The sequence below is a fragment of the Kitasatospora sp. NPDC056783 genome (assembly GCF_042789895.1).
In the GTDB taxonomy this organism is placed as follows: domain Bacteria; phylum Actinomycetota; class Actinomycetes; order Streptomycetales; family Streptomycetaceae; genus Kitasatospora.
In genome coordinates this window covers 1-26,110 of sequence record NZ_JBHUAF010000089.1, presented here as the reverse complement: position 1 = coordinate 26,110, position 26,110 = coordinate 1, and the positions used below count along the sequence as shown (strand labels likewise).

The following is a 26,110-nucleotide window of genomic DNA, read 5'->3' as shown; positions in this document are numbered from 1 at the left end:
CACCTACAATCACCACCGCGGACACACCGCACTCGCAGGCAAGCCACCCGCCAGCCGCGTCCCCAACCTCACGGGTCAGTACAGCTAGGCTGCGCCCGTACGGCCCCGGGCCCGTCCGGTCCCGAGCCCGTACGGGCCCCACCCCACCCGACGTACCGATCCCGAGGAGAGCGCCATGGCCGGCGAGCCGCAGCCCGACTGCCTGTTCTGCAAGATCGTGGCGGGCGAGATCCCGGCGACGGTGGTGCGCAAGACCGAGCGCACCCTCGCGTTCCGCGACATCGCCCCCAAGGCGCCCGTGCACGTGCTGGTGATCCCGCACGCCCACTACCCGAACGCGGCCGCGCTGGCCGCCGCCGAGCCGGAGATCGCCGGCGAACTGCTCGCCGAGGCGGGCGCGGTGGCGAAGGACGAGGGCATCGAGGACTACCGGCTGATCTTCAACACCGGTGCGGGCGCCGGGCAGACCGTCTTCCACGCGCACGTCCACGTGCTCGGCGGCATGTCGATGACCGAGCGCATGGTCTGATCGCAGGTGTCCCAGCGCGAACTCGTCGTCCTCGGCACCGCCAGCCAGGTGCCCACCCGGCACCGGAACCACAACGGCTACCTGCTGCGCTGGGACGGCGAGGGCCTGCTGTTCGACCCCGGCGAGGGCACCCAGCGCCAGATGCTGCACGCCGGGGTCACGGCCACCCAGATCACCCGGATCGCGGTCACCCACTTCCACGGGGACCACTGCCTGGGCCTGGCCGGGGTGATCCAGCGGATCAACCTCGACCGGGTCCCGCACCCGGTCGACGTCTACTTCCCGGCCTCCGGCGAGGTCTACTTCGAGCGGCTGCGGCACTCCACCGCCTACCACGAGACGGCCGTGCTGCGGCCCCGGCCGATCGACGAGGCCGGCCCGCTGCCGGCGCCCGGCGCCCGCTTCGCGCTGGACGCCGTCCGGCTGGACCACCCGGTGGAGTCCTTCGGCTACCGGCTGTCCGAACCGGACGGGCGCCGGCTGGTGCCGGAGAAGCTCGCCGCGTTCGGCGTGCGCGGCCCCGCGGTCGGCCGGCTCCAGCACGAGGGAGCGATCGAGGCGGACGGCCGCACCGTGACCCTGGGCGAGGTCAGCGAGCCGCGGCCGGGCCAGAAGTTCGCCTTCGTGATGGACACCCGGATGTGCGAGGGCGTGCACCGGCTCGCCGAGGGCGCCGACCTGATGGCGGTCGAGGCGACCTTCACCGACGCCGACGCCCGCCTCGCCGAGGAGCACGGCCACCTCACCGCCGGCCAGGCAGCCAAGGTCGCGGCCGAGGCCGGGGTGCGCACCCTGGTGCTGACCCACTTCTCCCAGCGCTACCCGGACCTCGGCCAGCACCTGGCCGACGCCCGCAAGCACTTCGACGGGGAGCTGGTGCTGGCCTCGGACCTCGACCGGGTGCCCGTCCCGCCCCGCCGCCCGGTGTGAACGGCGCGGCTGGCGCCGGGAAAAAGAGTTCGCGCCGTCCCCCGAACTGCCGGAGCATCGACGGGTGCGGCCCCGCCGCCCGCCCCGGCGATCACGCTCGCGGCGTACCCTGGTGCCCCGGAGACCCGAGCGGCACACGACACCACGGATGGGATGAGGCAGGCCTCAGCGCCGACCCATGAGTGACACATCGCAGACCCGTACCAACGGACAGTCGCGCCCCGAACCCGCCGACGACGGCCGCGTCAGCGCCCGGTTCGTCATCCCCGAGAAGCACCCGATGGTCACCCTGCTCGGCACCGCGGACTCGCTGCTGCGCGTGATCGAACAGGGCTTCCCCGCCGCCGACATCCACGTGCGCGGCAACGAGGTGACCGCCACCGGGGAGCGGGCCGAGGTCGCCCTCGTCCAGCGGCTCTTCAACGAGATGATGCTGGTGCTGCGCACCGGCCAGCCCTTGACGGAGGACTCCGTGGAGCGCTCCATCGCCATGCTCCGCAGCCAGGGGGAGGACCCGGACAGCCCGGCGCCCTCCCAGGTGTTCACCGCGAACATCCTGTCCAACCGGGGCCGTACGATCCGCCCGAAGACCCTCAACCAGCAGCGCTACGTCGACGCGATCGACAAGCACACGATCGTCTTCGGCCTCGGTCCGGCCGGTACCGGCAAGACCTACCTGGCGATGGCCAAGGCCGTCCAGGCCCTCCAGGCCAAGGAGGTCAACCGGATCATCCTGACCCGCCCGGCGGTCGAGGCGGGGGAGCGGCTGGGCTTCCTGCCCGGCACCCTCTACGAGAAGATCGACCCGTACCTGCGCCCGCTGTACGACGCGCTGCACGACATGATGGACCCGGACTCCATCCCCCGCCTGATGGCGGCCGGCACCATCGAGGTCGCGCCGCTCGCGTACATGCGCGGCCGCACCCTCAACGACGCCTTCATCATCCTCGACGAGGCCCAGAACACCTCGCCCGAGCAGATGAAGATGTTCCTCACCCGTCTCGGGTTCAACTCCCGGGTGGTGGTCACCGGCGACACCAGCCAGATCGACCTCCCGGGCGGCACCCGCAGCGGCCTCAAGGTCGTCCAGGAGATCCTGGCCGACGTGCCCGACATCCACTTCTCCGTCCTCACCAGCACCGACGTGGTCCGCCACAAGCTGGTCGGCCGGATCGTGGACGCCTACGAGCGCTGGGACGCCCGCCAGGAGGCCGAGGAGTTCTCCCCGGCGTCCCGCAAGCCGGCCCAGCGCCGGCCGGGCAAGGCCGCCGCAGCCCGAGCACCCCGACAGTCCCATCGCACCGAAAGCTGAGCACACAGCACCTCATGTCGATCGACATCGCCAACGAGTCCGGTTGGGAGGCCGACGAGGAAGCCATCCTCGACGTCGCCCGCTTCGCACTGGACAAGATGCGGATCCACCCGCAGTCCGAACTGTCCGTGATCCTGGTGGACGGTGCGGCGATGGAGGAGCTGCACATCCAATGGATGGACCTTCCGGGACCCACGGACGTGATGTCCTTCCCGATGGACGAGCTGCGTCCCGGCAAGGAGGGCGAGGAGCTGCCGCAGGGCCTGCTCGGTGACATCGTGCTCTGCCCCGAGGTGGCCGAGCAGCAGGGCAAGGCGGCACCCTCCAAGCACTCGATGGACGAGGAGCTCCAGCTGCTCACCGTCCACGGGGTGCTGCACGTCCTCGGCTACGACCACGAGGAGCCCGAGGAGGAGGAGGAGATGTTCGCCCTCCAGAAGCGCATCCTGGACGACTGGCGGGCGGGCCGGGGACTCGGCGGCATCTCCCCGGCGCCCACCACCCACTGAGCGCGGAGCCCGAACCCCTGTGAGTGGTGAGAGTACGAGCTTCATCCTCGGTGCCGTGCTGCTCGTCGTGCTCGGCTGGCTGGCCGCGTGCGCCGAGGCGGGCATCTCCCGGGTCTCCCGGTTCCGGGCGGAGGAGGCGGTGCGCACCGGGCGCCGGGGCTCCGCCCGGCTGCTGATCGTCGCCTCCGACCCGATCCGCTACCTCAACCTGGCCACCCTGATCCGGGTGGCCAGCGAGATGGCGGCGGCCGTCCTGGTCACCGTGGTGTGCGTGCGCAACGTCAGCCCGACCTGGCAGGCCGTGCTGCTGGCGTTCGGCGTGATGGTGCTGGTGTCCTTCGTCGCGGTGGGGGTCTCGCCGCGCACGATCGGGCGCCAGCACCCGCTCACCACCGCGACGGCGGCCTCCTTCGTGCTGCTGCCGCTGGCGGCGGTGCTGGGTCCGATCCCGCGGCTGCTGATCCTGCTCGGCAACGCGCTGACCCCGGGCAAGGGCTACCGGGAGGGCCCGTTCGCCTCCGAGGCGGAGCTGCGGGCGCTGGTGGACCTCGCCGAGAAGGACGACCTGATCGAGGACGAGGAGCGCCGGATGGTGCACTCGGTCTTCGAGCTGGGCGACACCATCGTGCGCGAGGTGATGGTGCCGCGCACCGACCTGGTGATGATCGAGCGGCACAAGACCGTCCGGCAGGCGCTCACCCTGGCGCTGCGCTCGGGCTTCTCGCGGATCCCGGTGGTCGGCGACAACGAGGACGACGTGGTCGGCATCGTCTACCTCAAGGACCTGGTGCGCCGCACCCACATCAACCGGGAGGCGGAGGCCGAGGAGGTCGGCGCGGTGATGCGTCCGGCCGTGTTCGTCCCGGACTCCAAGCCTGCCGGTGACCTGCTGCGCGAGATGCAGCAGCGCCGTTCGCACGTGGCGATCGTGATCGACGAGTACGGCGGCACGGCGGGCCTGGTCACCATCGAGGACGTCCTGGAGGAGATCGTCGGTGAGATCACCGACGAGTACGACCGGGAGATCGCCCCGGTGGAGGACCTCGGGGACGGCTCGTACCGGATCACCGCCCGGCTGCTGGTGGAGGACCTGGGCGAGCTGTTCGGCATCGAGCTGGAGGACGAGGACGTCGAGACCGTCGGCGGCCTGCTGGCCAAGCACCTGGGCCGGGTGCCGATCCCCGGTTCCTCCTGCGAGATCCCGCTGCCGGAGTCGGCCGACGGCGGTCTGACCGGCATCCTGCTGACCGCCGAGTCCTCGGCGGGCCGCCGCAACCGGATCGGCTCGATGGTCGCCTCGCCCGTGCGCGCCGCCGGGGACGCCGGGGATCCGGCGGGCGAGTAGCGGGTCCACGGTCGTCGAGCGACCATGGAGGGCATGACGCACAAACTTCGCGCGGAGTACGGCCCGCAGGGGGCGGCCGGCGGAGTCAAGTCCTGGCACGTGGTGCGGGACGAGGACCTGTCGGTGGCGCTCTGCGGCCGGACGATGTCCGACGACGCCGAGACCCGGCCCGAGCAGGAGTGGGGCACCGGGCTGCGCTGTTGCCAGCAGTGCGGTTCGCTCTACCTGCACGAGACGCCGCACATGGAGAGCCATCACCCCTACAGCTAGGGCCCGGAACCGGGTACCGCATGGCCGAGCTCTGGAGGTCGCCATGAAGCTGCAAGACACGCTGACGCCCGTCGACCGCCGCCTGGCCATGGTGTGGCGGATCGGGGCGGGGCTCGGGGGGATCTTCCTGATCGTGTTCGGGTGCCTGGGGCTGGCCGACCACCCCGGGTTCCTGGCCACCCACGGCGACCGGATCGCCGGGCTGTCGACCAACGGGGCGCTGAGCATCCTGTCCATCGTGGCGGGGGCGGTCCTGGTGCTCGGGGCGGTGATCGGCGGGAACTTCGCGTCCAACCTCAACATGGCGGTGGGCGTGCTGTTCGTGCTGTCCGGCTTCTACGGCCTGACGGTGCTCGGGCGGCCGGACGCGAACATCCTCAACTTCCGGATGTCGAACGTGCTGTTCGCGTTCGTCTTCGGCATCGTCCTGGCCACCTTCGGGATGTACGGCCGGGTGAGCGGCCACCTGCCGCACGACAACCCGTACTGGCGCAACCGGATCGGGCGGGAGGACGAGCGGCCGGCCGGTGCCGCCAGGACCTTCGTCAAGGTCCTCCACCCGAACCCGGGGCGGACCCACCCGGTCGGCCACTGACCGGCGCCGGGTGCCTATGCTCGGCGGCATGAGTGACATCGTCGAGCTCGACCCCGAAGACAAGAAGATCATCACCCTGGCCCGCTCGGCCCGCGCCCGCAACGGCGTCGCCGAGGGGGCCGCGGTGCGTGACGAGACCGGGCGCACCTACGTGGCCGGGACGGTCGCGCTGGAGTCGCTGCGGCTGAGCGCCCTGCGGACGGCGGTGGCGATGGCGGTGGCCAGCGGCGCCAAGTCGCTGGAGGCGGCGGCCGTGGTGAGCGAGGCGGAGCAGCCGGACGAGGCGGACCTGGCGGCCGTGCGGGACCTGGGCGGGGCCGGGACGCCGGTGCTGCTGGCGGGTCCGGACGGGGTGCTGCGGGTGGCCGTCGAGGCGCGCTGAGGCCCGTCGGGGGCCTGTCAGGGGGGCCGTGGGGGCTTGTGGGGGCCTGCCCGAACGGCATGGTCCCCGACCCTTCCTGGCCGATAATCTCACCGGGGGAGTGGACTCGGTGAGGGGGCTGGGGCATGGGGGCGGTGGCGTTCTTCGCCGGGCTGGTGCTGTTCGTGATGGGGCTGGGGAAGTGGCAGGAGACCGGGTCGGAGGTCTGGCTGTACGGCTCGCTCGGTTTCCTCCTGCTGCTGGTGGTGGTCTCGCTGATCCCCACCGGAGGCAAGGGCGGCAAGGGCGGGAAGAAGGGCTGACCGGCGCCCCGGACGCCCCCGGGGGTGGGCCGGGGCGGCGGGGCTCCGGTGATCAGGGAGAATGGAGCCCATGAATGCCCCTTCCTCCTCGTACCGCTCCGGGTTCGCGTGCTTCGTCGGCCGGCCCAACGCGGGCAAGTCGACCCTGACCAACGCCCTGGTGGGGACGAAGGTCGCGATCACCTCCGACCGCCCGCAGACCACCCGGCACACCGTGCGCGGCATCGTGCACCGCCCCGACGCCCAGCTGGTGCTGGTCGACACCCCCGGCCTGCACAAGCCGCGCACCCTGCTCGGCGAGCGCCTCAACGACCTGGTCCGCACCACCTGGGCCGAGGTCGACGTGATCGGCTTCTGCCTGCCCGCCGACCAGAAGATCGGCCCCGGCGACAAGTTCATCGCCAAGGAGATCGCCGGGATCAAGAAGACCCCGAAGGTCGCCATCGTCACCAAGACCGACCTGGTCGACTCCAAGCGGCTGGCCGAGCAGCTCATCGCCATCCACCAGCTCGGCATCGAGCTGGGCTTCGAGTGGGCCGAGATCATCCCGGTCTCCGCCGTCGGCGATCAGGCAGTGGGACGTAGTCCCTCGAACAAGGGTGGTGGTGGGCGAGGGGCTGGCCAGGTGGAGCTGGTCGCCGACCTGCTCACCAAGCTGCTGCCGGAGGGCGACCAGCTCTACCCGGAGGGCGACCTCACCGACGAGCCCGAGCAGATCATGGTCGCCGAGCTGATCCGCGAGGCCGCGCTGGAGGGCGTGCGCGACGAACTGCCGCACTCGCTGGCCGTGGTGGTCGAGGAGATGCTCCCGCGCGAGGGCCGCCCGGCGGACCGCCCGCTGCTGGACATCCACGCCAACGTCTACATCGAGCGGCAGAGCCAGAAGGCGATCGTGATCGGCGCCAAGGGCTCGCGGCTCAAGCACGTCGGCACCACCGCCCGCAAGCACATCGAGGCGCTGCTCGGCACGCCGGTCTACCTGGACCTGCACGTCAAGGTCGCCAAGGACTGGCAGCGCGACCCCAAGCAGCTGCGCAAGCTGGGCTTCTGACGGACCGTCAGGCCGTCCCGCCGGTGCCGCGCGGGGACCGGCCCGCTCCTTCGGATCCTGCCCGGCGGGATTCGGAAGAGCGGGCCTACGCGCCCTCGCGCAGCACCAGGGAGACCAGCTCGCGCTGAGAGTCGGTGAGCTTCGGATCGGCGCAGTACACCGTCCGGCCGTCGACGGTGATCTCGTAGTGGAAGCCGTCCGGGACTCCGTACGAGGGCGCGCGCAGCCCGCCCGCGACGGCCTCGCGGGCGAGCGCGTGGACGTGCGGGGCGTCCGTGCGGTCGTCGGTGTCGATCTCCGCCCGGCGGGCGATCCCCGCGAAGCCGCCGGTCCGGGTCACCTGGATGTGCATGGTGCCCATGGTGCTCCCCGGGGAGGGGGTTTGCCGGGATTTTCCCGGACCGTGACCTTGAGAGCCCGCCTCGACCCGGTCCCGGCCGCCGCCGGGGCGGGCCCCGACGGCTCCCGGGGCCCGCCGGGCGGCTGTCACCCCGGGCTGACCCCGACCTGCGCCCAGGAGGCCGTGACGGTGTCCGCGACCGACCGGTCGTCGGGGAAGCGGGCCTGCGCGGCGGCCACGGTGGCCCGGGCGAAGGCGATGAAGTCGGCGTCGGCGGCCAGCGCGCCCCCGGTCAGCGCGTCGTACCAGATCCGCCCCGCGCGCTCCCAGGCCGGGCCGCCGAGCGCGGTGGCCAGCAGGTAGAACGCGTGGTTGGGGATGCCGGAGTTGATGTGCACCCCGCCGTTGTCCTGGGAGGTGTCCACGTAGTCCCGCATGTGCGCGGGCTGCGGGTCCTTGCCCAGCCGGGGGTCGTCGTAGGCGGTGCCCGGCGCCTTCATCGAGCGCAGCGCCACGCCCTGGACGCCGGGGGCGAGCAGTCCGGCACCGATCAGCCAGTCGGCGTCGGCGGCGCCCTGGCGCAGCGCGTACTGCTTGACCAGCGAGCCGAAGACGTCGGAGACGGACTCGTTGAGCGCGCCGGGCTGGTCCTGGTAGTCCAGGCCGGCGGTGAACTGGGTGACGCCGTGGGTGAGTTCGTGGCCGATGACGTCGACGCAGGCGGTGAAGTCGCCGAACACCACGTTGTCGCCGTCGCCGAACACCATCTGGTGGCCGTTCCAGAAGGCGTTGTCGTAGTTGCGGCCGTAGTGGACGCTGGCGTCCAGCCGCAGGTTCCGGTCGTCGATCGAGTGCCGGCCGAAGACGTCGGCGTAGAGCGCGAAGGTGGCGCCGAGGCCGTCGTAGGCGTGGTTGACGGAGGCGTCGGCGGAGGCGCGCTGCCCCTCGGTGCGCACGGTGCGGCCGGGCAGTCGCTGGCCGTGGCCGCTGTCGTGGATCACCCGGTCGAGCCCGGGGGCGCCGGTGACGGGCGGGGGCGGGACGAGGCGGGCCGCGCGGTGCGCCGCGTCGAGGGCCAGGGAGTGGACGGCGGGTTCGTGACCGGCCTCGGCGAGGCGGTCCAGGACGTACGGCGGGACGATCGCGCAGATCGCGTCGGCTGTAGTCATGTGGCCCAGGGTGAGGCCTCGATGACGTGTTGTCACCACCTTCGACGTGACCGGTCGTCGTCTCAAGGGATGGAACGGAAGCCCGGATCACTTCGGGGGCGCGCGGGGCTGGGTTACGCTGGGGCCATCATGCGCAACGGGCTGCTTCTTCTTAGCTGCCGCGTCGAGGGCCTGTAGTCCACTGGGGCCGGCACCCTCGCCGCGGGGAACGAGCTGTGCGCGCGATCGGCGATCCGACGGTGGATCGCGAGCGGCAGCCGAGGCCGGCCAGTCGGTGTTGACCAGGTGTTGACCACCCCCGACCCGCCCGCACCACGCATCACAGGAAGCCGAGTCACCTTCATGACCGAGCAGATCCCCGCCGTGTCCGCCCCCGCAGGCCGGCCCTTCGTCGACCGTCCCACCCCGATCACCGCCGCCTCGGTGCGCCAGCGGCCGTCCGGCATGCGGTACGGGCGCTACCTGCCGTTCGGCACCGTCGACCTGCCGGACCGCGGCTGGCCGGGCAACGTGATCACCAAGGCGCCGCGCTGGCTCTCCACCGACCTGCGGGACGGCAACCAGGCGCTGATCGACCCGATGTCCCCGGCCCGCAAGCGGATGATGTTCGACCTGCTGGTGAAGATGGGCTACAAGGAGATCGAGGTCGGCTTCCCCTCCTCCGGCGCCACCGACCACGCCTTCGTGCGGTCGCTGATCGAGGAGGGGGCGATCCCCGAGGACGTCACCATCTCGGTGCTGACCCAGGCCCGCGAGGAACTGATCGAGAAGACCGTGGAGTCGCTGGTCGGCGCCCCGCGGGCGACCGTCCACCTGTACAACGCGACCGCGCCGCTGTTCCGCCGGGTGGTGTTCCGCAACGACAGGGCCGCCACCAAGGCGATCGCCACCGAGGGCACCCGGCTGGTGATGGAGTACGCGGACAAGCTGCTGGGCGACGACACCGTCTTCGGCTACCAGTACTCGCCGGAGATCTTCGTCGACACCGAGCTGGACTTCGCGCTGGAGGTCTGCGAGGCGGTCATGGACGTCTGGCAGCCGGGCGAGGGCCGCGAGATCATCCTGAACCTGCCGGCCACCGTCGAGCGGGCCACCCCGAACGTCCAGGCCGACCAGTTCGAGTGGATGTCGCGCAACCTGTCCCGCCGTGAGTTCGTCTGCCTGTCGGTGCACCCGCACAACGACCGGGGCACCGCCGTCGCCTCCGCCGAGCTGTCCTACATGGCGGGCGCGGACCGGATCGAGGGCTGCCTGTTCGGGCAGGGCGAGCGGACCGGCAACGTGGACCTGGTGACGCTGGGGATGAACCTGTTCTCGCAGGGCATCGACCCGCAGATCGACTTCTCCGACATCGACGAGGTGCGCCGCACCGCCGAGTACTGCAACCAGATGGAGGTGCACCCGCGCCACCCGTACGCCGGTGACCTGGTGTACACCTCCTTCTCCGGCTCGCACCAGGACGCCATCAAGAAGGGCTTCGACGTCCTGGAGGCGGACGCGGCGGCCGCGGGCGTGCCGGTGGCGGAGCACACCTGGGGCGTGCCGTACCTGCCGATCGACCCGAAGGACGTCGGCCGCACCTACGAGGCGGTCATCCGGGTCAACAGCCAGTCCGGCAAGGGCGGCGTGGCGTACGTGCTGAAGAACGACCACAAGCTGGACCTGCCGCGCCGGATGCAGATCGAGTTCTCCCGGATCATCCAGGCCAAGACCGACGCCGAGGGCGGCGAGGTCAGCCCGGCCGAGATCTGGCGGGTCTTCGAGGACGAGTACCTGCCGACCACCGACAACCCGTGGGGCCGGATCGCGCTGAGCGGCTCGCGCACCCTGACCACCGAGGACGGCCGGGACGCGCTGACCGCCGAGGCCCTGGTGGACGGCGCGCCGGTCTCCCTGGCCGGTACCGGCAACGGCCCGGTCTCGGCCTTCGCCGACGCGCTGGCCCGGATCGGCGTGGACGTACGCGTCCTGGACTACGCGGAGCACGCGCTGAGCGAGGGCGGTGACGCCCAGGCGGCCGCGTACGTGGAGTGCGCGGTGGACGGCAAGGTGCTGTGGGGCGTCGGCATCGACGGCAACACCGTGCTGGCCTCGCTGAAGGCGATGATCAGCGCCGTCAACCGCTCGCAGCGCGGCTAATTCGAACGGGTGGTATGCGAAGGGCCGTCCCGCGGGACGGCCCTTCGCCGTGTCAACAGGGCGTTGTGTCCTGCGCCACATTTTTTCGAATCGGAAGCCGTTCGAGGTACTGACACGTGCCGGTAACCGTGGCAACATCGACCCACCGGAGAACCGGGTCGGTGGGACGGCTCGGTGTCCGGTCGCGTGACCTGCCCATTGTCGAGCAGGCCGCCTGCCATGTCTGGGGAGTGGCGCCGTGACCAGGTTGTGGGGTGTTCGCCCGAGATGGCGGACTGACGTTCTCGGCGACTTCTTCTGCCCGGGCTGTGGCGGGGACCGCAACTACCGCCGGCAGCACGGCCGGCGGTGGCTGCGGTTGCTGGGCACCCCGGTGCTCCCGCTCGGACCGGTGATCGGCAGTGTCCAGTGCACCGGCTGCCACGGCCGGTACGGCGTGGAGAGCCTGGAGCAGCCCACCAGTGTGCGTCTCGGCTCGATGCTGCGGGACGCCCAGTACACCATCGCGCTGGCCCTGCTCGCGGCCGGCGGCACCGCCCACCGGGCGGCCCGCGAGGCGGCCTGCGCGACGGTGCGCGAGGCCGGGTTCGAGGACTGCGGCGAGGCCCAGGTGCTGGCCGCGCTCGCCGCGCTCTCCGGGCTCGGCGGCGAGCTCTACGACGCCCACGGGATGTCCGGCGGCCTGGCCGTGGAGCTCCACGCGGTGCTCGAACCGCTCACCCCGCACCTGGCCCACGCCGGCCGCGAGCGGCTGCTGCTGCAGGGCGCGGCGATCGCCCTGGCCGACGGCCGCTACCTGCCGCAGGAGCGCGAGGCGCTGGCCGCGGTCGGGTGCTGCCTGGACCTTCCGCAGGCCCGGGTCGGGGCGCTGCTGGAGGCGGCGACCAGGGCGCCGTACAAGTAGCTCCGGCCGCCGCTCGCGGGCGGCGCCGTCCGCACCCCCCGAAGATCCGCAGACCACCTCCGATTCCCCCACAACGGGCCCGGACTCCCCACCCGGGCCCGCCGTGACCCGCACCGCAGTGGTCCCCCCACGGCCCCGGTGCGGGCAACACGGCTGTCCGGCGCCGGGGGCGGGTGGGGGAGAATGGTCCCCATGAGTCTTTTCCGGGACGACGGCGTCGTGCTGCGGGCGCAGAAGCTCGGCGAGGCCGATCGGATCATCACCCTGTTGACCCGGCAGCACGGCAAGGTGCGGGCGGTCGCGCGCGGGGTGCGGAAGACCAAGTCCAAGTTCGGTGCCCGCCTGGAGCCGTTCTCGCACGTGGACGTGCAGTTCTTCAGCCGGGGGAGTGAGCTGATCGGTCGCGGGTTGCCGCTCTGCACCCAGGTGGAGACCATCGCGCCGTACGGCGGCTCGATCGTCACCGACTACGGGCGGTACACCGCCGGCACCGCGATGCTGGAGACCGCCGAGCGCTTCGCCGAGAACGAGGGCGAGCCGGCCGTCCAGCAGTACCTGCTGCTGGTGGGCGCGCTGCGCACGCTGGCGGCCGGGCTGCACGAGTCGCACCTGGTGCTGGACGCGTTCCTGCTGCGCTCACTCGCGGTGAACGGGTACGGCGCGAGCTTCACCGACTGCGCCAAATGCGGTCTGGACGGGCCGAACCGTTTCTTCTCCCTCCCCGCGGGCGGGGTGCTCTGCGGCGACTGCCGAGTGCCCGGATGTGCCGTACCCTCCCCTGAGACACTGGTACTGCTCGGGGCGCTGCTGTCAGGGGACTGGCAGACGGCCGACGCCTGCGAGCCGCGGTACTGGCGGGAGGGCAGCGGCCTGGTCGCGGCCTATCTGCAGTGGCACCTGGAGCGGGGCATCCGCTCGATGAGATACGTGGAGAAGTGAGCACATGGCAGCGCGACGGCTCTTCGGCGGCGGCAAGCAGAGGACGTACGTCCCCCCCACCCCGCACCCCAGCGGCGCCGAGCCCCCGAAGATCCCCGGTGAGCTGGTGCCCGAGCACGTCGCCATCGTGATGGACGGCAACGGCCGTTGGGCCAAGGAACGCGGCCTGCCCCGCACCGAGGGCCACAAGGTCGGCGAGTCCGTGGTGCTGGACGTCCTCAAGGGCGCCATCGAGCTCGGGGTCAAGAACATCTCGCTGTACGCGTTCTCCACCGAGAACTGGAAGCGCTCGCCCGACGAGGTGAAGTTCCTGATGAACTTCAACCGGGACGTCATCCGCCGCCGCCGCGACGAGATGGACGCGATGGGCGTGCGCATCCGCTGGGCGGGTCGGATGCCCAAGCTGTGGAAGAGCGTCGTCCAGGAGCTCCAGGTCGCCGAGGAGCAGACCAAGGACAACGACGCCGTCACGCTCTACATGTGCGTCAACTACGGCGGCCGGGCCGAACTCGCCGACGCGGCACAGGCGATCGCCCAGGACGTCGCGGACGGGAAGCTGGACCCGAAGAAGGTCGGCGAGAAGACCCTCGCCAAGTACATGTACCACCCGGACATGCCGGACGTGGACCTGTTCCTGCGTCCCAGCGGCGAGCAGCGCACCTCCAACTTCCTGCTCTGGCAGTCGGCTTACGCCGAGTTCGTGTTCCAGGACGTGCTCTGGCCGGACTTCGACCGCCGCGACCTGTGGCGCGCCTGCGAGCAGTACGCGATGCGCGACCGGCGCTTCGGCGGGGCGATTCCGAACGAGGTCGGAGCGCCGGGCGCGCTGCCGTCGCCGCGCTGAGGCCGTGCCGCCGGCGGTCGTGCCGTCGGCGGTCGTACCGGCGCCGGACGCGACGAGGAGGACCCACCGGGAACCGTCCGGTGGGTCCTCCTCGTCGTCGGACTCAGATCTTCTTGGCGCACTCCGCGCAGGTCCCGAAGATCTCCAGGGTGTGCGCGATGTCGCTGAACCCGTGCTCGGCGGCGACCGAGTTGGCCCAGCGCTCCACCGCGGGGCCCTCCACCTCGACGGTGGCGCCGCAGTGCCGGCACACCAGGTGGTGGTGGTGCCCGCTGCTGCACCGGCGGTAGACCGCCTCGCCGTCGGCGGTGCGCAGCACGTCCACCTCGCCGGCGTCCGCGAGCGACTGGAGCGTGCGGTAGACCGTGGTCAGACCCACGGAGTCCCCGCGGTGCTTGAGCAGGTCATGGAGCTCCTGTGCGCTGCGGAAGTCCGCGATCTCGTCCAGGGCCGCCGAGACGGCGGCACGCTGCCGGGTCGAGCGGGCGCGCGGCGACGGGCCTGCGGTGGTCACCGTGGGTCCTCCTGGGGTCGTGGGCGTCTCGCACATCATTGTGCCAGCCCGGCCCGCCGCTCAGGGGTGGTCGTGTCGGACGGTTCGGAGGCGGCCCGCTCCGGCAGTTCGACGTCGCAGACCTTGGGGCCGTGCTCGGCCGCGCCGCGGTGGCGCCGTCGGGCGAGCGGCGCGGCGAGCAGGCTGAACACCGCGAAGACCGCGATGGCGAGCAGCACGATGGCCGGGCCGGAGGGCACGTCGAGCTGGTAGGAGCCGGTGACTCCGGCCAGCGCGACGATCACGCCGAGGGCGATCGAGGCGGCCTGGGTGGCGGCGAAGGACCGGGTGAGCTGCTGGGCGGCGACCACCGGGACCACCATCAGGGCGCTGACCAGCAGCAGCCCGACGACCCGCATGGCGACCGTGACGGTGACCGCGGCCATCACCGCGAGCAGCAGGTTGAGGGTGCGCACCGGGACGCCGGTGACCCGGGCGAAGTCCTCGTCCTGGCAGATCGCGAAGAGCTGCCGGCGCAGGCCGATGGTGACGGCGATGACCACGGCGCCGAGCACCGCGATGGTGACCAGGTCGGCGGGGGCGACGGTGAGGATCGAGCCCCACAGGTAGCTCTCCAGCGAGCCGGCCCCGGCCTGGGCGGACATCGAGACCAGCAGCTTGCCGCAGGCCATGCCGCCGTAGAAGAGCATCGCGAGCGCGATGTCGCCGCGCTGGTTGCCGCGCGAGCGGACCAGTTCCATGGTGACGGCGCCGAGCACGCAGACCAGGACGGCCATCCAGACCGGGCTGGTCTGGAAGATGAAGCCGAGGCCGACGCCGGTCATCGCGACGTGGCCCATGCCGTCGCCCATCAGGGCCTGGCGGCGCTGCACCAGGTAGATGCCGACGGCGGGGGCGGTGATCCCGACCAGGACGGCGGCGAGCAGGGCGCGCTGCATGAAGTCGTAGGACAGCATCTCGGTCATGCGAGCAGCCTCGGCGGGGTCAGGTCGGCGTGCGGGTGGACGTGGTCGTGGCCGGGCAGCGCGTGCAGGCCGGTGTTGGGCACGGGCGGGCCGTCGTGGGCGACGCAGCCGTCCCGCAGCACCACGGCGCGGTCGATCAGCGGCTCCAGCGGCCCGAGTTCGTGCAGCACGAGGAGCACGGAGGCGCCGCGGGCGACCTCGGCGCGCAGGGTGTCGGCGAGCACCTGCTGGCTGGCGGCGTCCACGCCGGCCATCGGCTCGTCCATGATCAGCAGGTCGGGGGAGCCGACCAGGGCGCGGGCGATCAGCACCCGCTGCTGCTGGCCGCCGGAGAGGTCGGCCACGCCGTCCGAGGCGCGCTCCAGCATGCCGACGGCGGCCAGCGCGCGGTCCACCGCCTCACGGTCCTTGCGGCGGAAGGGCAGCAGCCGGTGCTGCGGCAGCCGTCCGGTGGAGACCACCTCGCGCACGGTGGCGGGGACGCCGGAGGCGGCGGTGGTGCGCTGCGGGACGTACCCGATGCGGTGCCAGGCGCGGAAGGAGCCGTACGGGGTGCCGAACAGCTCCAGGGTGCCCCGCTCCAGCGGGACGGAGCCGATCACGGCCTTGACGGTGGTCGACTTGCCGGAGCCGTTGGCTCCCAGCAGGGCGACCACTTCGCCGGGGCGGACGGTGAGGTCGACGCCGCGCAGCACCGGCCGGCCGCCGCGCGAGGCGACGGCGTCACGGAGGCGGACGGCCGGGGGTATCGGGTCGGTCATGGTGCGGGTTCCCGTCAGTTCGCGGGGGCGGGGGTGGCGGCGTCGGTCGCGGCGCCGGTGGTGGCTTCGGCCGCGGCGGGGGCGGGGGCGGGGGAGCCGAGGGCGGCTTCGAGGTTGGCCAGGTTCTGCTTCATGACCGTCAGGTAGTCGTCCTTGGTCGGGTCCTTGACGCCTTCCAGCGGGTCCAGGACGGCGGTCTTGAGGCCGAGGTCCTTGGCGACGGTGTCGGCGAGCTTGGGGCTGACCAGGGTCTCGAAGAAGACCGTGGTGACGCCGTTGTCCTTGGCGGCCTTCTGCACGGCGGCGAGACGGGCCGGGGTGGGCTCGGACTCCGGGTCGACGCCGTTGATGGCGACCTGGGTGAGTCCGTAGCGGTCGGCGAGGTAGCCGAAGGCGGCGTGGCTGGTGACGAAGGTCTTGCTCTTGGTGTCCTTCAGCCCGGTGCGGAACTCCTGGTCGAGCGCGGTGAGCCCGGTGACCAGCTCGTCGGTGTTCTTCCGGTAGTCCTCGGCGTGGCCCGGGTCGGCCTTGGCGAACTCGTCGCCGACGATCCTGGCGATCGCGGCGTAGCGGGTCGGGTCGAGCCAGATGTGCGGGTCGCCGGCCGGGCCCTCGTGCTTGTGGCCGTCGGCTCCGGCGTCGTCGGCGCCCTCGTCGAGGTGGTGGTCGACCAGTGGGCCGGCGGTGGTGGCGTCGATCTTGTGCTTGCTGGACGACTGGGCGACGGCCTGGTCGACGGTGGGCTGGAGGCCCTTGAGGTAGATGATCGCGTCGGCCTTCTGGACCGTGCCGACCTGCTTGGCGGTGAGCTCCAGGTCGTGCGGTTCGACGCCGGCCGCCGTGAGGTCGGTGACCGCGACGTGCTCCTTGCCGATCTGCTGGGCCAGGTACTCCATCGGGTAGAAGGACGCGACGACCTTCAGTTTGCCGTTGCCGCTGTCGGCGCTGCTGCTGCCTCCGCAGGCCGTGAGCACGAGGGAGGCGGCGAGGGCGGTGGTGCCGAGGGCTATGGAGGTGCGGGTCCGGCGGGAGAGTCCGAGTCGAGGCAGTCCGATCATCATGACAATCATTCTCATCTCAGATGGAAATGATTGTCAACTCACCCGGATGGGTGAACGGAAGGTGGCGGAGAGTGGGGGCCGCCGGACGATACCGATTTGAATCACGTACCCATCCGGCCGGTAACCTGAGGTATTCGGGTACGCGCAACCAGCCGTGCCCTGACCGTGCCGTACGTACTGAAGAGAGCACTGTGGCCGCCGACAAGATCGACACGATCGTCAGCCTGAGCAAGCGCCGTGGCTTCGTCTACCCCTGCAGCGAGATCTACGGCGGCACGCGTGCCGCCTGGGACTACGGGCCGCTGGGCGTCGAGCTCAAGGAGAACATCAAGCGCCAGTGGTGGCGCGCGATGGTCCAGGCCCGTGAGGACGTCGTCGGACTCGACTCGTCGGTGATCCTCGCGCGCGAGGTGTGGGAGGCCTCCGGCCACGTCGCCACCTTCAACGACCCGCTGACCGAGTGCCTCTCCTGCCACAAGCGCCACCGGGCCGACCACCTGGAGGAGAAGTACGAGGCCAAGCACGGCTTCCCGCCGCCGAACGGCCTCAAGGACGTCAACTGCCCCGACTGCGGCACCAAGGGCCAGTTCACCGAGCCCAAGGACTTCTCGGGCATGCTGAAGACCCACCTCGGTGTCACCGAGGAGGCGAGCGGCCTGGCGTTCCTGCGCCCGGAGACCGCCCAGGGCATCTTCACCAACTTCAAGGCCGTCCAGACCACTTCGCGCAAGAAGCCGCCGTTCGGCATCGCCCAGACCGGCAAGAGCTTCCGCAACGAGATCACCCCCGGCAACTTCATCTTCCGGACCCGTGAGTTCGAGCAGATGGAGATGGAGTTCTTCGTCAAGCCGGGCGAGGACGAGCAGTGGCACGAGTACTGGCTCCAGCAGCGCTGGGACTGGTACGTCGGCCTCGGCCTGCGCACCGAGAACATGCGCTTCTTCGAGCACCCGAAGGAGAAGCTCTCCCACTACGCCAAGCGCACCGTGGACATCGAGTACCGCTTCAACTTCGGCGGCTCCGAGTTCTCCGAGCTGGAGGGCGTCGCCAACCGCACGGACTACGACCTGCGGGTGCACAGCGAGGCCTCCGGCCAGGACCTGAAGTACTTCGACCAGGAGTCCGGCGAGCGGTACTTCCCGTACGTCATCGAGCCGGCGGCGGGCCTCAACCGCGCCATGCTGGCCTTCCTGATCGACGCCTACTTCGAGGACGAGGCGCCGAACGCCAAGGGCGTCATGGAGAAGCGCGTCGGCATGCGGCTCGACCCGCGCCTGGCCCCGGTCAAGGTCGCCGTCCTGCCGCTGTCGCGCAACGCCGAGCTGTCCCCGAAGGCCCGCGGCCTGGCCGCCGACCTGCGCACCGCGTGGAACGTCGAGTTCGACGACGCCGGCGCGATCGGCAAGCGCTACCGCCGCCAGGACGAGATCGGCACGCCGTTCTGCGTCACGGTCGACTTCGACACCCTCGAGGACAACGCGGTGACCGTCCGCGACCGCGACACCATGTCGCAGGAGCGCGTCTCGCTGGACCAGGTCAAGGCGTACCTGGGTGCGCGCCTGATCGGCTGCTAGTCGGTTCGTCCGGGCGGGTTCCGCCCGGACCGAGAGCCCTCGTCCGCCCCGCTGGGGCGGGCGGGGGCTCTCGGCGTTCCCGGGCCGTGGGGCCGACGGTCGTGGGTCGTGGGTCGTGGGTCGGGAGGCGCGGGGGCGCGGGCCGGGGGATCGGGGGCCGCTACCTCCGGCCCCAGCGGGAGCGCGGGGCGGCGGCGGGCGGACGGGTCGGGAGGCCGGCGGTGCGCAGGGTGGCGAGGGTGGTGCGATGGCGGGCCTCGTCGGCGAGCATCGGGGCCAGCAGCTGCGCGTACAGCTCGGTGCTGCCCGCGCCGTCCAGGGCGGTGGCCAGCCGGACGACCTCGACCGGCGGGCGCAGCACCGCCAGCTCGCTCAGCAGGAGGGCGGCGAGGGCGGGCGGCAGGCCGGCCGCCAGGGCGGCGATGTCGCCGGTGGAACGGCCGGCGGCCTGGCGCAGCAGGGTCCGGACGTCCTCGGCGCGGCCGTGCTGCTGGAGGCAGGCGGCGAGCGAGGTCAGCTCGGGCATCGGCGCCGAGCCCCACTCCCAGAGCAGCGTCGCGCTGTCGGCGGTCAGCCCGGCCCGCTCCAGGGCGGACAGCAGACCGGGGACGGCGGAGGCCGGATAGCTCCAGAAGGCGTGGAACACCTCGGCCGCCTCCTCGGCCAGGCCCAGCTCGCGCAACTCGGCGAGCACGGCGACGGAGTGGTCGGGCACGGACCGGGCGACGCGGCGGGCCAGGTGGAGCGAGGCGCCGGCCGGCCCGTGCCGGGCCAGCATGCCGACCAGCAGCGCCGCGTCGGCGGGGGCGAGGCGGGCGGCGGCCGTGTCGATCATCCCGGTGGCCTCGGCGAGGGCGCCGGCCCGGTGGAGGGCGGTGATCCGTTCGGTCAGGGCGCCGATGTCGGGGCGGACGGGAGGGGGCGGGGTGTGCTGCTGCCGTGTCTGCCGCGGCTGCGGGGGCGTGTGGCGCTGCGGTGGTGTTCGCCGCTGCGGGGGCGGCTGCTGCCCGTTCCTGATGCCGCTCTCCAACGCCTCCAGCTGGTCGCTGAGTTGGAGGCAACGGGCGCCCAGGCCCTCGCGGAGGGTGCGGGCCTGGGCGAGCTGGCGCAGCAGCTCCCCGTCCGGGCGCTGGCGGCCCGGGGTGGCCCGGATCGCTTCGTCCAGGCGTCGTTCGCGTTGGCTCGCGTAGCGGCTCGCGCGGAGTAACTCGTCCAGTTCCGCGCGGAGTTCGGCGGCCTGCTGCTCGCCTTCCGGCTGCTGGCCTGAGGGTCGTTCCGTCGGCCGCATGCGCATGATCACCCCAACCTGTCCATCCGGATCCTGACTGCGTGACATCCTCGCGTCAGTATGTGGCGTGAGAGTTAAGAGTGCACGACCAACCGTGTCCGGGTGATGTCAAGGAGCGCGCAGGCGGCGGTCGTTGTGAGAAGTGCGCCGGTCGCGCTCCGGAGGAGGGTCGCCTCGTAGTACGGGCCGGGAGCGAGGACGGAGACGGCGTAACCGACGGTCGCTCCGGCGAGCGCGGGGAGCAGGAGCCGCCGGGCGTCCCGGCGGACGGCGGCCCCGATCACCAGGAGCCCTGCCAGGGCCGCGAGTTCGGGCGTTCCGAAGGTCTGGTTCGACCGCGCCCCGTCGCCGCCGCGCGGTCGGGGCGTCCTGGACCTCCTGGGCTTCCTGCCGCGGCACCCCGGGGCCAGGAGCAGGGCGGCCGCGGCCGAGGCCACCACCGTCCCGTCCAGCAGCGGAGCCATCGGGCTCATGCGCCCAGTCGCGCCCGCGCCTCCATCAGGGCGAAGCCGAGCAGGTTCAACCCGCGCCACTCGGTGGGCTGCTGGGAGCGGATGTCGTCGGCGGCGAGCCCGATGCCCCAGATCCGGTCCAGCGGGCTGGCCTCGACCAGCACCCGCTCACCCGTGCCCAGCAGGTAGGAGCGCAGCGCCTCGTCCTGGCCGAACTTCGCGACGTTGCCCGCCACCACCAGCTCGAAGCGGCCGGCCTCCCACGTGTCGCCGTCGAAGTCCTTGACCAGCCGGCCCAGCTTCTTCGCCTCGGCGGGCGTCCGGGCGGCCAGCACCTGCCGCACGATCTCCTCGTCACCGAACATCCGGGCCTTGCCGGCCATCATCCAGTGCTCGGCGGTCGGGTACGTGATCCCGTCGACGGTGAACTCGCCGGGCCACCACTGGCTCAGGCACTCCTGCCTGGTTCCGCCGCCCTTGCGCTCGGTGTGCCCCCAGAACATCACCCACCTGGGCCGCACCCCGTCGGCCATCATCGCGGCCAGTTCCTCGCGACTGCGGACGGCGGCCAGATCCCCCACGTGCATCTCGCTCATATCGTCAGTCTGACATGAAGGGTCTCGTCTCCGCTAACCGTTTGCGGCATATCGCCCTCGTGTCGGTGACCCGGCTCCTGGGATTTCCGCACGCGGATCGGTACTTGGGGCAGGCGGGCATGGAACGGCACGGATTCCACGACGAGTTGGGCGGCAGTACCGTCGGCGGAAACGCGATCCAGGCGGGCGTCTACAACAGCTACCAGGTCGTGTCGCCGGGCGGACCGCGCAGCTCGGTCCCTGGGCGCGGGAGGTCTGGGATTCCCGGCTCTGGGACTCCCCGCTCCGGAGCGCCGTCGCCGAGCCGTACCGGCGGGAAGCCGCCGCGGTGGCCGACCGGCTCCACCAGTTCCACGAGTACACCCAGCGGTTCCTCGCAGTCGACCCCTGGGGTCGCCGGGCGGGCCCGGATGTCCCTCGCCGAAGCGGCTCACCGGCTGCGCGAACTCGGCCTCGACGTCCCCGACGTCGCCGGCCTGGTCCGCGCAGCCCTGGCCGAGGTGCCGCGCGAGATCAGCCCCTAGCTGTACTGACCCGCCAGCTCCAGGAACCGCAGCCCGACCTCGCGCACCTCCTCCGCCGTCCACGCCTGCGCCGGCTCCGAGAGGCTGACCTCGGCCATGGCGAGGCCGGGGGCGGCGTCCGCCCAGTGGGAGACGAACCAGATGCCCTCCTCCTCGGCGAGGGCCAGGTGGGCGGCGTTCAACGCCTTGGCCGGGTGCGGCAGCCAGAGCTGGAACTCGTGGGTGGGCGGCGTCTCCGGGTGGAGGCGGGCGCCGGGGAGGGCGGCCAGGGCGGGGGCGAGGGCGGCCGTGGCGTGGCGGGTGTACTCGGGCAGGCGGGGCAGGACGGTGTCCAGGCCGTGGAGGGCGGCGAGGGCGGCGGGCCACTGCTGGAAGAGCCGGCCGCCGTAGCGGTGGCGCCAGGTGCGGGCGTTCGCGGCGAGGGAGGCGTCGCCGGCGAGGGCGGCTCCGCTGATGCCGCCGAGGTCCTTGTAGTAGGAGACGTAGACGCTGTCGGCGAGGGCGGCGATCTCGTCGAGCGGCCGGCCGAAGTGGACCGTGGTGTTCCAGAGCCGGGCGCCGTCGAAGTGCACCCGGGCGCCGGCCTCGCGGGCGGCGGCGGTGAGGGCGGTCAGTTCGTCCCAGGTGGGGAGCAGGTAGCCCGGGTCGCGCAGCGGGAGTTCGACCGCCAGGGTGCCGAACGGCTCGCCCAGCGCCGCGAGTTCCTCGGGCGTCGGCTGGCGCTGCTCGGTGGTGGGCCAGAGTCCGCGCAGGCCGGTGAGCTGGGTGTACGCGTGGCGCTCGTGGCGTTCGAGGTGGCTGAGCGGGTGCAGGGCGACGGCCGTGCTGCCGGTCCGCTCGGCGTGGTGGCGCAGGGCGGCCTGCTGGGCCATCGTCCCGGTGGGGAAGAAGACCGCGTCATCCTTCCCGAGGAGGGCGGCGGTCCGTTCCTCCAGCTGCCGTACCGGCCCGTCGCTGCCGTAGAAGTCGGGTGGGCCGTCCAGGCCGTCCAGGGCGGCGAGTTGGGTGAGGCGTTCGCGGACGCTGAGGGCGCGGTCGGCGGAGAGGAAGCGCTCGCAGGACATCCGGGCCGCGCGGCGCCGGTGGAGCTCGCTCTGGTCGTCGGTCATCCGGTGATTGTCGAGCTCGTGACGGGGCCGGACCAACCGCTTTTCGCCGGGTGGCGATCAGCTCGGCCGGTAGTAGGCCGCGATCGGGGCGCGGGCCTCCTCGGGCAGGGCCGGCTCTCCTCGGGGACCGTCGGCCAGGCGCCCGACTCGGGGTTGAGTTCGATGAGTTGTTCCGTCGACAGCGCGTGGACGACCCGGCCGATGCCGGAGCGGACGATGGCTCCGCCGCACATGCCGTACGGTCGGCAGTTGGTGTAGAGGGTGGTGCGGGCGGCCGTGTCCGGGTCGAGTTCGCGGGCCGCCCAACGGGCGTGCTTCAGTTCGGGGTGGGCCGTGATGTCGTTGTCGCGGCGCACGGTGTTGTGGGCCTCGGCGAGGATCTCGCCGTCCGGGCCGGCCGGCAGGGAGCCGTACGGGGCGTCGCCCAGGGCGATGGCGCGGGTGGCGAGGGCGATGGCGCGGCGTCGGACGCTCGGGCGGGTCAGGAGCGGTAGTGGTTCCCCTCGTCGCCCAGCACGCCGTTCCCGTGGTGGACGGACACGCTGGAGTACGTCGCCCGCATGCGCGCGGCCTGGGCGGTGCGCTGCTGTTCGATCAGCAGCCCCTCGGTGTCGTCGAACCGGCGGCACCGGGCGCGGTCCCTGAGTGCCAGGAAGGCCGTGGCGCCGACCGCCGTGCCGACGAGTGCGAACAGGAACACCATGACGAAGCCCATGCCGCCACCTTCCCCCCGATTCGAGTGCGTCCCACCTTTATCTCACGGGAGTTCGGAAGTCGCACGTGCCTTGTCGGAGGTGATCGGTGCGGCGGGACTTCGGGCATCGGCGGCCGACTGGAGCCCGATACCGGACTCGGGGAGTGTCCAGTCGGCCAGGCCGCGCGCGGTGGCGGCGTTCTCCGGGTCGATGGTGCCGTCGCGGACGAGGTCCTCCAGTACCCGTCGCTCGGGGTCGGGCGGCGCGAGGACGGCGATCAGCCGCCCGTTGCGGGTGATCTCCACGCGCTCGCCCGCCGCGACACGGTCGATCAACTCACTGGCGTGCTGCTGGAGCTGGCGGATGGGGACTCTGGCTGTCATGCGACTCACGGTACGGCGGATTGTGCGGCGGCCACGACGCGCGTGCGTCGATTTCACCCGGAAGAGCGGTCACCGCCGCCTGGGAACCCGTGCCGGCGCCCGCCGAGGGTGATCGCCAGGGCGGCGGCCAGCAGGACCAGGGCGGACCAGGGCAGCGCGGTCGGTCCGGCGTGGTCCAGGAGCAGGCCGCCGGCCAGCCCGGCGGCCGCGATGCCGAGGTTCCAGCAGGTGACGAGCAGCGACTGGGCGATGTCCCCGGCCGGGCCGCCGGCGTCGGCGACGGCGGTCTGCAGGAGGGTGGCGGCGCCGCCGAAGCCGAGGCCCCAGATCGCGGCGGCGGCGTAGGCGAGCCGGCCGGTCGAGCCGAGCAGGGCGGTGGCGAGGACCACGGTCGCGACCGCGACGAGGACGCAGGAGGCGATGGTCAGGGGGCGCAGGTACCGGTCGATGAGGACGCCGGTGCCCAGGATGCTCACCAGCGAGGACAGTCCGATGACCAGCAGGACGGTGTCCGTCCGGCCGTCGAGCCCCAGCGGCTCCAGCAGCGCGGCGACGTACGTGTAGAGGATGTTGTGGGCGAGCACGAAGGTCGCGGTGACGCCCAGGACGACGGCCACGCCCGGCATCCGCAGCACCCGCCGTACGGGGGTGCGGGCCCGGTCGGTCCGTCCGGGCAGTCGCGGCAGCGCGAACAGCATCCAGCCGGTCAGCGCCACCGCGACCACGCTCATCAGCCCGAAGGTGAACCGCCAGCCCACCAGGCCGGAGAGCAGGGTGCCGGCGGGCACGCCCACCGACAGCGCGACCGTCGAGCCGGTCATGGCGATGGCCATCGCCCGGCCGCGCTGCTCCGGTGCGACGATGGCCCGGGCGTATCCGGCCAGCAGCGCCCAGAGCAGCCCGGCGACCAGGCCCGCCGCGAACCGGGCGGCCATGGTGAGCGGGTAGCTCGGCGAGACGGCGGTGATCGCGTTGGCCGCGGCGAAGCCGGCCACGGCGACCACCAGCAGGGGTTTGCGGGGCAGGTGTCCGGTCGCGGCGGTGAGCGGGATGGCGGCCGCGATGGAGCCGACCGCGTAGAGCGTGACGGACTGTCCGGCGGCGGACTGGCCGACGCCGAGGTCGGCGCTCATCGCGGGCAGCACTCCGGCGGGCAGGGTCTCGGTCATGACGGTGACGAATCCGCCGGTGCTCATGGCCAGCAGGGCGGGCCAGGGGAGTCGGGGCAGCCGGGGATCGGGGGCCACCGGTCGTTCTGAGGCGCGGAGTTCGGAAGTGGACATGGAGGCGATGGTCTATCGTTGACATCCGTGTCAGGGTCCAGTCGGGACGGCACCGGACCGGAGTGAGGGTGGTCACACATGCGCATCGGCGAACTCGCCCGGCTGACGGACACCACCCCGCGCCTGCTGCGCTACTACGAGCAGCAGGGGCTGATCACGGCGAGCCGCGAGGCGAACGGCTACCGCACGTACGACGACCGCCTGGTGGACCGGGTCCTGCAGATCCGCGGGCTGCTGGAGGCGGGGCTGCCCACCAGGATCATCAAGCAGATCCTGCCCTGCCTGGACGCCCCGCGGACGATCCACTTCACCGACGCCACACCGGAGATGCTCGCCGCCCTGGAGTGCGAGACGGAGCGGATGACCCGCCGGATCCAGTGCCTGACGCGCAACCGGGACGCCATCCGGGAGTACCTGGGCGTGGTCAAGAGCCTCGCCTGACCAGGCCGTCCGGACCGCCGGCCCACCCGGCCGTCCGGTACGCCACTTGACCTTGCCACCGGTGTCACGGTCGGACGCTGGTGCCATGACCGAAACGATCACCACGGCCCAGACGGCCGACACAACCGCCGCGGCCGACACGACCGCCGCGACCGCCACGGCCGACGCCGCGATCCACCACACCGCCTTCGGCGCCGGCACCCCGATCGTCCTGATCCACGGCTACACCGTCGACCACCGCGTTCTGCTCCCGCTCGAACCCGCCTTCGCCGACCGCCCCGGCTGGCAGCGCCTCTACCTCGACCTCCCCGGCCACGGCACCAGCCCCCGGCTGCCGGGCCCGACCTCCGCGAGCGCGCTGGCCGAGGCCGTCTTCGGGTGGATCGACGCCCACCTGGGTGGGCGTCCGTTCGCCGTGGTCGGGCAGTCCTTCGGCGGCCAGCTGGCCCGGGCGGTGACCGCGCGGTACGGCGAGCAGGTGCTGGGCTCGGCGCTGCTGGTGCCGGTGGTGCGCTGGGGCGCGGACCGGGCGCTGCCCGAGGAGACCGTGGTCGAACGCGACGAGGACTTCCTCGCCGGCCTCCCGGTCGCCGGCGGCGAGGTCTTCCGGGCCGTCATGGCCCGTCACACCAAGGAGGGCTGGCAGGCCTTCGAGCGGTTCGTCCGGCCCGGGCTGGAGGCCCACGACCAGGCGGCCGCCGCCGAACTCGAAGCGGACTTCCTGCTGCCGCACTGGCCCGAGCACCGCGCCCCGCGCCACGGCGGCCCCCACCTCCTGGTCACCACCCGGCAGGACGCCCTGGTCGGCTGGCGCGACCAGCTCGCCCTGCTCGACCACTACCCCCGGATGGCCGCCACCGTCCTCGACGGGGCCGGCCACAACCCCCAGGTCGAGACCGCCGAC

General features: G+C 72.2%; 30 protein-coding genes and 1 pseudogene. 17 read left to right on the top strand and 14 right to left on the bottom strand.

Annotation, left to right across the window (positions count from 1 at the left end; translation table 11 throughout):
- The first annotated feature begins 175 nt into the window (after positions 1-175).
- From ACFRMQ_RS16025 to ACFRMQ_RS15980, 10 genes are all read left to right on the top strand, one after another.
- On the top strand, positions 176-529 hold the full coding sequence (locus tag ACFRMQ_RS16025; protein WP_380731062.1) for a histidine triad nucleotide-binding protein: 354 nt from the start codon (positions 176-178) through the stop codon (positions 527-529).
- 6 nt (positions 530-535) lie between these two features.
- Complete coding sequence (locus tag ACFRMQ_RS16020) at positions 536-1,459, top strand: ribonuclease Z (protein ID WP_380731061.1); 924 nt, start codon at positions 536-538, stop codon at positions 1,457-1,459.
- Between the two features lie 280 nt (positions 1,460-1,739).
- Positions 1,740-2,771 (top strand): PhoH family protein, encoded by a 1,032-nt coding sequence (locus ACFRMQ_RS16015; protein WP_380731063.1) that lies wholly within the window; start codon positions 1,740-1,742, stop codon positions 2,769-2,771.
- A gap of 14 nt (positions 2,772-2,785) precedes the next feature.
- A complete protein-coding gene (gene ybeY / locus ACFRMQ_RS16010) occupies positions 2,786-3,280 on the top strand; it encodes an rRNA maturation RNase YbeY (protein ID WP_207816018.1) in 495 nt (164 codons plus the stop codon).
- Between the two features lie 19 nt (positions 3,281-3,299).
- Positions 3,300-4,625, top strand: a complete 1,326-nt coding sequence (locus tag ACFRMQ_RS16005; RefSeq protein ID WP_380731060.1) for a hemolysin family protein — start codon at positions 3,300-3,302, stop codon at positions 4,623-4,625.
- 33 nt (positions 4,626-4,658) lie between these two features.
- Positions 4,659-4,895 (top strand): hypothetical protein, encoded by a 237-nt coding sequence (locus tag ACFRMQ_RS16000; protein WP_380731059.1) that lies wholly within the window; start codon positions 4,659-4,661, stop codon positions 4,893-4,895.
- Positions 4,896-4,938: 43 nt separating this feature from the next.
- Positions 4,939-5,490 (top strand): DUF4383 domain-containing protein, encoded by a 552-nt coding sequence (locus ACFRMQ_RS15995; protein WP_380731058.1) that lies wholly within the window; start codon positions 4,939-4,941, stop codon positions 5,488-5,490.
- Positions 5,491-5,518: 28 nt separating this feature from the next.
- Positions 5,519-5,872 carry a cytidine deaminase gene (locus ACFRMQ_RS15990; protein WP_380731057.1) on the top strand — a complete coding sequence of 118 codons (354 nt, stop codon included), beginning with the start codon at positions 5,519-5,521 and terminating at the stop codon, positions 5,870-5,872.
- Between the two features lie 125 nt (positions 5,873-5,997).
- A complete protein-coding gene (locus tag ACFRMQ_RS15985; protein WP_380731056.1) occupies positions 5,998-6,174 on the top strand; it encodes a hypothetical protein in 177 nt (58 codons plus the stop codon).
- Between the two features lie 70 nt (positions 6,175-6,244).
- The gene (locus ACFRMQ_RS15980) at positions 6,245-7,225 is read left to right on the top strand and encodes a GTPase Era (protein WP_380731055.1); all 981 of its coding nucleotides are present in this window, start codon (positions 6,245-6,247) and stop codon (positions 7,223-7,225) included.
- 85 nt (positions 7,226-7,310) lie between these two features.
- On the opposite strand, the gene ACFRMQ_RS15975 is transcribed toward ACFRMQ_RS15980, so the two are convergent.
- Together ACFRMQ_RS15975 and ACFRMQ_RS15970 are read right to left on the bottom strand one after the other, a co-directional pair.
- Positions 7,311-7,577 carry a protealysin inhibitor emfourin gene (locus tag ACFRMQ_RS15975; protein WP_380731054.1) on the bottom strand — a complete coding sequence of 89 codons (267 nt, stop codon included), beginning with the start codon at positions 7,575-7,577 and terminating at the stop codon, positions 7,311-7,313.
- A gap of 134 nt (positions 7,578-7,711) precedes the next feature.
- Complete coding sequence (locus ACFRMQ_RS15970; protein WP_380731053.1) at positions 7,712-8,734, bottom strand: M4 family metallopeptidase; 1,023 nt, start codon at positions 8,732-8,734, stop codon at positions 7,712-7,714.
- A 342-nt stretch (positions 8,735-9,076) separates the two neighbouring features.
- Between ACFRMQ_RS15970 and leuA the strand changes: the two genes are divergently transcribed.
- The 4 genes from leuA to ACFRMQ_RS15950 all read left to right on the top strand — a co-directional run bounded on the left by leuA (position 9,077) and on the right by ACFRMQ_RS15950 (position 13,560).
- Entirely contained in the window at positions 9,077-10,873 is a 1,797-nt protein-coding gene (leuA, locus tag ACFRMQ_RS15965; protein WP_380731052.1) for a 2-isopropylmalate synthase, read from the top strand.
- A gap of 238 nt (positions 10,874-11,111) precedes the next feature.
- A complete protein-coding gene (locus tag ACFRMQ_RS15960; protein ID WP_316521318.1) occupies positions 11,112-11,777 on the top strand; it encodes a TerB family tellurite resistance protein in 666 nt (221 codons plus the stop codon).
- A gap of 192 nt (positions 11,778-11,969) precedes the next feature.
- Positions 11,970-12,716: a DNA repair protein RecO gene (gene recO / locus ACFRMQ_RS15955; RefSeq protein ID WP_380731051.1), complete on the top strand. Its 747-nt coding sequence runs from the start codon at positions 11,970-11,972 to the stop codon at positions 12,714-12,716.
- 4 nt (positions 12,717-12,720) lie between these two features.
- The gene (locus ACFRMQ_RS15950) at positions 12,721-13,560 is read left to right on the top strand and encodes an isoprenyl transferase (RefSeq protein WP_380731050.1); all 840 of its coding nucleotides are present in this window, start codon (positions 12,721-12,723) and stop codon (positions 13,558-13,560) included.
- A 103-nt stretch (positions 13,561-13,663) separates the two neighbouring features.
- On the opposite strand, the gene ACFRMQ_RS15945 is transcribed toward ACFRMQ_RS15950, so the two are convergent.
- From ACFRMQ_RS15945 to ACFRMQ_RS15930, 4 genes are read right to left on the bottom strand one after another with little or no spacing between them, the layout of a single operon-like run.
- A complete protein-coding gene (locus ACFRMQ_RS15945) occupies positions 13,664-14,074 on the bottom strand; it encodes a Fur family transcriptional regulator (RefSeq protein ID WP_380700695.1) in 411 nt (136 codons plus the stop codon).
- Between the two features lie 35 nt (positions 14,075-14,109).
- Positions 14,110-15,039: a metal ABC transporter permease gene (locus ACFRMQ_RS15940; protein ID WP_380731049.1), complete on the bottom strand. Its 930-nt coding sequence runs from the start codon at positions 15,037-15,039 to the stop codon at positions 14,110-14,112.
- Positions 15,036-15,800, bottom strand: coding sequence for a metal ABC transporter ATP-binding protein (locus tag ACFRMQ_RS15935; protein ID WP_380731048.1), 765 nt, complete (start codon positions 15,798-15,800; stop codon positions 15,036-15,038). The genes ACFRMQ_RS15940 and ACFRMQ_RS15935 overlap by 4 nt, the downstream gene beginning before the upstream one ends.
- Positions 15,801-15,814: 14 nt before the next feature.
- Positions 15,815-16,861, bottom strand: coding sequence for a metal ABC transporter substrate-binding protein (locus tag ACFRMQ_RS15930; RefSeq protein ID WP_380731047.1), 1,047 nt, complete (start codon positions 16,859-16,861; stop codon positions 15,815-15,817).
- Between the two features lie 191 nt (positions 16,862-17,052).
- Between ACFRMQ_RS15930 and ACFRMQ_RS15925 the strand changes: the two genes are divergently transcribed.
- Positions 17,053-18,435: a glycine--tRNA ligase gene (locus ACFRMQ_RS15925; RefSeq protein WP_224279482.1), complete on the top strand. Its 1,383-nt coding sequence runs from the start codon at positions 17,053-17,055 to the stop codon at positions 18,433-18,435.
- Between the two features lie 160 nt (positions 18,436-18,595).
- Here the strand turns inward: ACFRMQ_RS15925 and ACFRMQ_RS15920 are convergent, their stop codons facing one another.
- The 8 genes and pseudogenes from ACFRMQ_RS15920 to ACFRMQ_RS15885 form a co-directional block, all read right to left on the bottom strand.
- Positions 18,596-19,729 carry a hypothetical protein gene (locus ACFRMQ_RS15920; RefSeq protein ID WP_380731046.1) on the bottom strand — a complete coding sequence of 378 codons (1,134 nt, stop codon included), beginning with the start codon at positions 19,727-19,729 and terminating at the stop codon, positions 18,596-18,598.
- 68 nt (positions 19,730-19,797) lie between these two features.
- Positions 19,798-20,196: a hypothetical protein gene (locus ACFRMQ_RS15915; protein WP_380731045.1), complete on the bottom strand. Its 399-nt coding sequence runs from the start codon at positions 20,194-20,196 to the stop codon at positions 19,798-19,800.
- Positions 20,193-20,771, bottom strand: coding sequence for an NADAR family protein (locus tag ACFRMQ_RS15910; RefSeq protein ID WP_380731044.1), 579 nt, complete (start codon positions 20,769-20,771; stop codon positions 20,193-20,195). Before ACFRMQ_RS15910 ends, ACFRMQ_RS15915 begins: the two co-directional genes overlap by 4 nt.
- Positions 20,772-21,291: 520 nt before the next feature.
- Positions 21,292-22,404, bottom strand: a complete 1,113-nt coding sequence (locus ACFRMQ_RS15905; RefSeq protein ID WP_380731043.1) for a threonine aldolase family protein — start codon at positions 22,402-22,404, stop codon at positions 21,292-21,294.
- 57 nt (positions 22,405-22,461) lie between these two features.
- Positions 22,462-22,889 (bottom strand): annotated as a pseudogene (locus ACFRMQ_RS15900) (nucleoside deaminase).
- The gene (locus ACFRMQ_RS15895) at positions 22,886-23,119 is read right to left on the bottom strand and encodes a hypothetical protein (protein WP_380731042.1); all 234 of its coding nucleotides are present in this window, start codon (positions 23,117-23,119) and stop codon (positions 22,886-22,888) included. The pseudogene ACFRMQ_RS15900 and the gene ACFRMQ_RS15895 overlap by 4 nt, the downstream one beginning before the upstream one ends.
- 42 nt (positions 23,120-23,161) lie before the next feature.
- On the bottom strand, positions 23,162-23,482 hold the full coding sequence (locus tag ACFRMQ_RS15890) for a type II toxin-antitoxin system Phd/YefM family antitoxin (RefSeq protein ID WP_380731041.1): 321 nt from the start codon (positions 23,480-23,482) through the stop codon (positions 23,162-23,164).
- 53 nt (positions 23,483-23,535) lie between these two features.
- Entirely contained in the window at positions 23,536-24,765 is a 1,230-nt protein-coding gene (locus ACFRMQ_RS15885; protein ID WP_380731040.1) for an MFS transporter, read from the bottom strand.
- Positions 24,766-24,843: 78 nt separating this feature from the next.
- Here ACFRMQ_RS15885 and ACFRMQ_RS15880 point away from each other — a divergent pair, with 78 nt between their 5' ends.
- On the top strand, positions 24,844-25,206 hold the full coding sequence (locus tag ACFRMQ_RS15880) for a MerR family transcriptional regulator (protein WP_380731039.1): 363 nt from the start codon (positions 24,844-24,846) through the stop codon (positions 25,204-25,206).
- Positions 25,207-25,291: 85 nt separating this feature from the next.
- On the top strand, positions 25,292-26,110 hold an 819-nt coding region (locus ACFRMQ_RS15875; protein WP_380731038.1), incomplete at its 3' end, for an alpha/beta fold hydrolase.

What these genes read in the sequence shown, in the direction of transcription:
- ACFRMQ_RS16025 (WP_380731062.1), top strand. Translation starts at nt 176, where the DNA reads ATGGCCGGCGAGCCGCAGCCCGACTGCCTGTTCTGCAAGATCGTGGCG.
- ACFRMQ_RS16015 (WP_380731063.1), top strand. Translation starts at nt 1,740, where the DNA reads ATGGTCACCCTGCTCGGCACCGCGGACTCGCTGCTGCGCGTGATCGAA.
- ybeY (WP_207816018.1), top strand. Translation starts at nt 2,786, where the DNA reads ATGTCGATCGACATCGCCAACGAGTCCGGTTGGGAGGCCGACGAGGAA.
- ACFRMQ_RS16000 (WP_380731059.1), top strand. Translation starts at nt 4,659, where the DNA reads ATGACGCACAAACTTCGCGCGGAGTACGGCCCGCAGGGGGCGGCCGGC.
- ACFRMQ_RS15995 (WP_380731058.1), top strand. Translation starts at nt 4,939, where the DNA reads ATGAAGCTGCAAGACACGCTGACGCCCGTCGACCGCCGCCTGGCCATG.
- ACFRMQ_RS15990 (WP_380731057.1), top strand. Translation starts at nt 5,519, where the DNA reads ATGAGTGACATCGTCGAGCTCGACCCCGAAGACAAGAAGATCATCACC.
- ACFRMQ_RS15985 (WP_380731056.1), top strand. Translation starts at nt 5,998, where the DNA reads ATGGGGGCGGTGGCGTTCTTCGCCGGGCTGGTGCTGTTCGTGATGGGG.
- ACFRMQ_RS15980 (WP_380731055.1), top strand. Translation starts at nt 6,245, where the DNA reads ATGAATGCCCCTTCCTCCTCGTACCGCTCCGGGTTCGCGTGCTTCGTC.
- ACFRMQ_RS15975 (WP_380731054.1), bottom strand. Translation starts at nt 7,577, where the DNA reads ATGCACATCCAGGTGACCCGGACCGGCGGCTTCGCGGGGATCGCCCGC.
- ACFRMQ_RS15970 (WP_380731053.1), bottom strand. Translation starts at nt 8,734, where the DNA reads ATGACTACAGCCGACGCGATCTGCGCGATCGTCCCGCCGTACGTCCTG.
- leuA (WP_380731052.1), top strand. Translation starts at nt 9,077, where the DNA reads ATGACCGAGCAGATCCCCGCCGTGTCCGCCCCCGCAGGCCGGCCCTTC.
- recO (WP_380731051.1), top strand. Translation starts at nt 11,970, where the DNA reads ATGAGTCTTTTCCGGGACGACGGCGTCGTGCTGCGGGCGCAGAAGCTC.
- ACFRMQ_RS15950 (WP_380731050.1), top strand. Translation starts at nt 12,721, where the DNA reads ATGGCAGCGCGACGGCTCTTCGGCGGCGGCAAGCAGAGGACGTACGTC.
- ACFRMQ_RS15940 (WP_380731049.1), bottom strand. Translation starts at nt 15,039, where the DNA reads ATGACCGAGATGCTGTCCTACGACTTCATGCAGCGCGCCCTGCTCGCC.
- ACFRMQ_RS15935 (WP_380731048.1), bottom strand. Translation starts at nt 15,800, where the DNA reads ATGACCGACCCGATACCCCCGGCCGTCCGCCTCCGTGACGCCGTCGCC.
- ACFRMQ_RS15930 (WP_380731047.1), bottom strand. Translation starts at nt 16,861, where the DNA reads ATGATGATCGGACTGCCTCGACTCGGACTCTCCCGCCGGACCCGCACC.
- ACFRMQ_RS15920 (WP_380731046.1), bottom strand. Translation starts at nt 19,729, where the DNA reads ATGCGCATGCGGCCGACGGAACGACCCTCAGGCCAGCAGCCGGAAGGC.
- ACFRMQ_RS15915 (WP_380731045.1), bottom strand. Translation starts at nt 20,196, where the DNA reads ATGAGCCCGATGGCTCCGCTGCTGGACGGGACGGTGGTGGCCTCGGCC.
- ACFRMQ_RS15910 (WP_380731044.1), bottom strand. Translation starts at nt 20,771, where the DNA reads ATGAGCGAGATGCACGTGGGGGATCTGGCCGCCGTCCGCAGTCGCGAG.
- ACFRMQ_RS15905 (WP_380731043.1), bottom strand. Translation starts at nt 22,404, where the DNA reads ATGACCGACGACCAGAGCGAGCTCCACCGGCGCCGCGCGGCCCGGATG.
- ACFRMQ_RS15895 (WP_380731042.1), bottom strand. Translation starts at nt 23,119, where the DNA reads ATGGGCTTCGTCATGGTGTTCCTGTTCGCACTCGTCGGCACGGCGGTC.
- ACFRMQ_RS15890 (WP_380731041.1), bottom strand. Translation starts at nt 23,482, where the DNA reads ATGACAGCCAGAGTCCCCATCCGCCAGCTCCAGCAGCACGCCAGTGAG.
- ACFRMQ_RS15885 (WP_380731040.1), bottom strand. Translation starts at nt 24,765, where the DNA reads ATGTCCACTTCCGAACTCCGCGCCTCAGAACGACCGGTGGCCCCCGAT.
- ACFRMQ_RS15880 (WP_380731039.1), top strand. Translation starts at nt 24,844, where the DNA reads ATGCGCATCGGCGAACTCGCCCGGCTGACGGACACCACCCCGCGCCTG.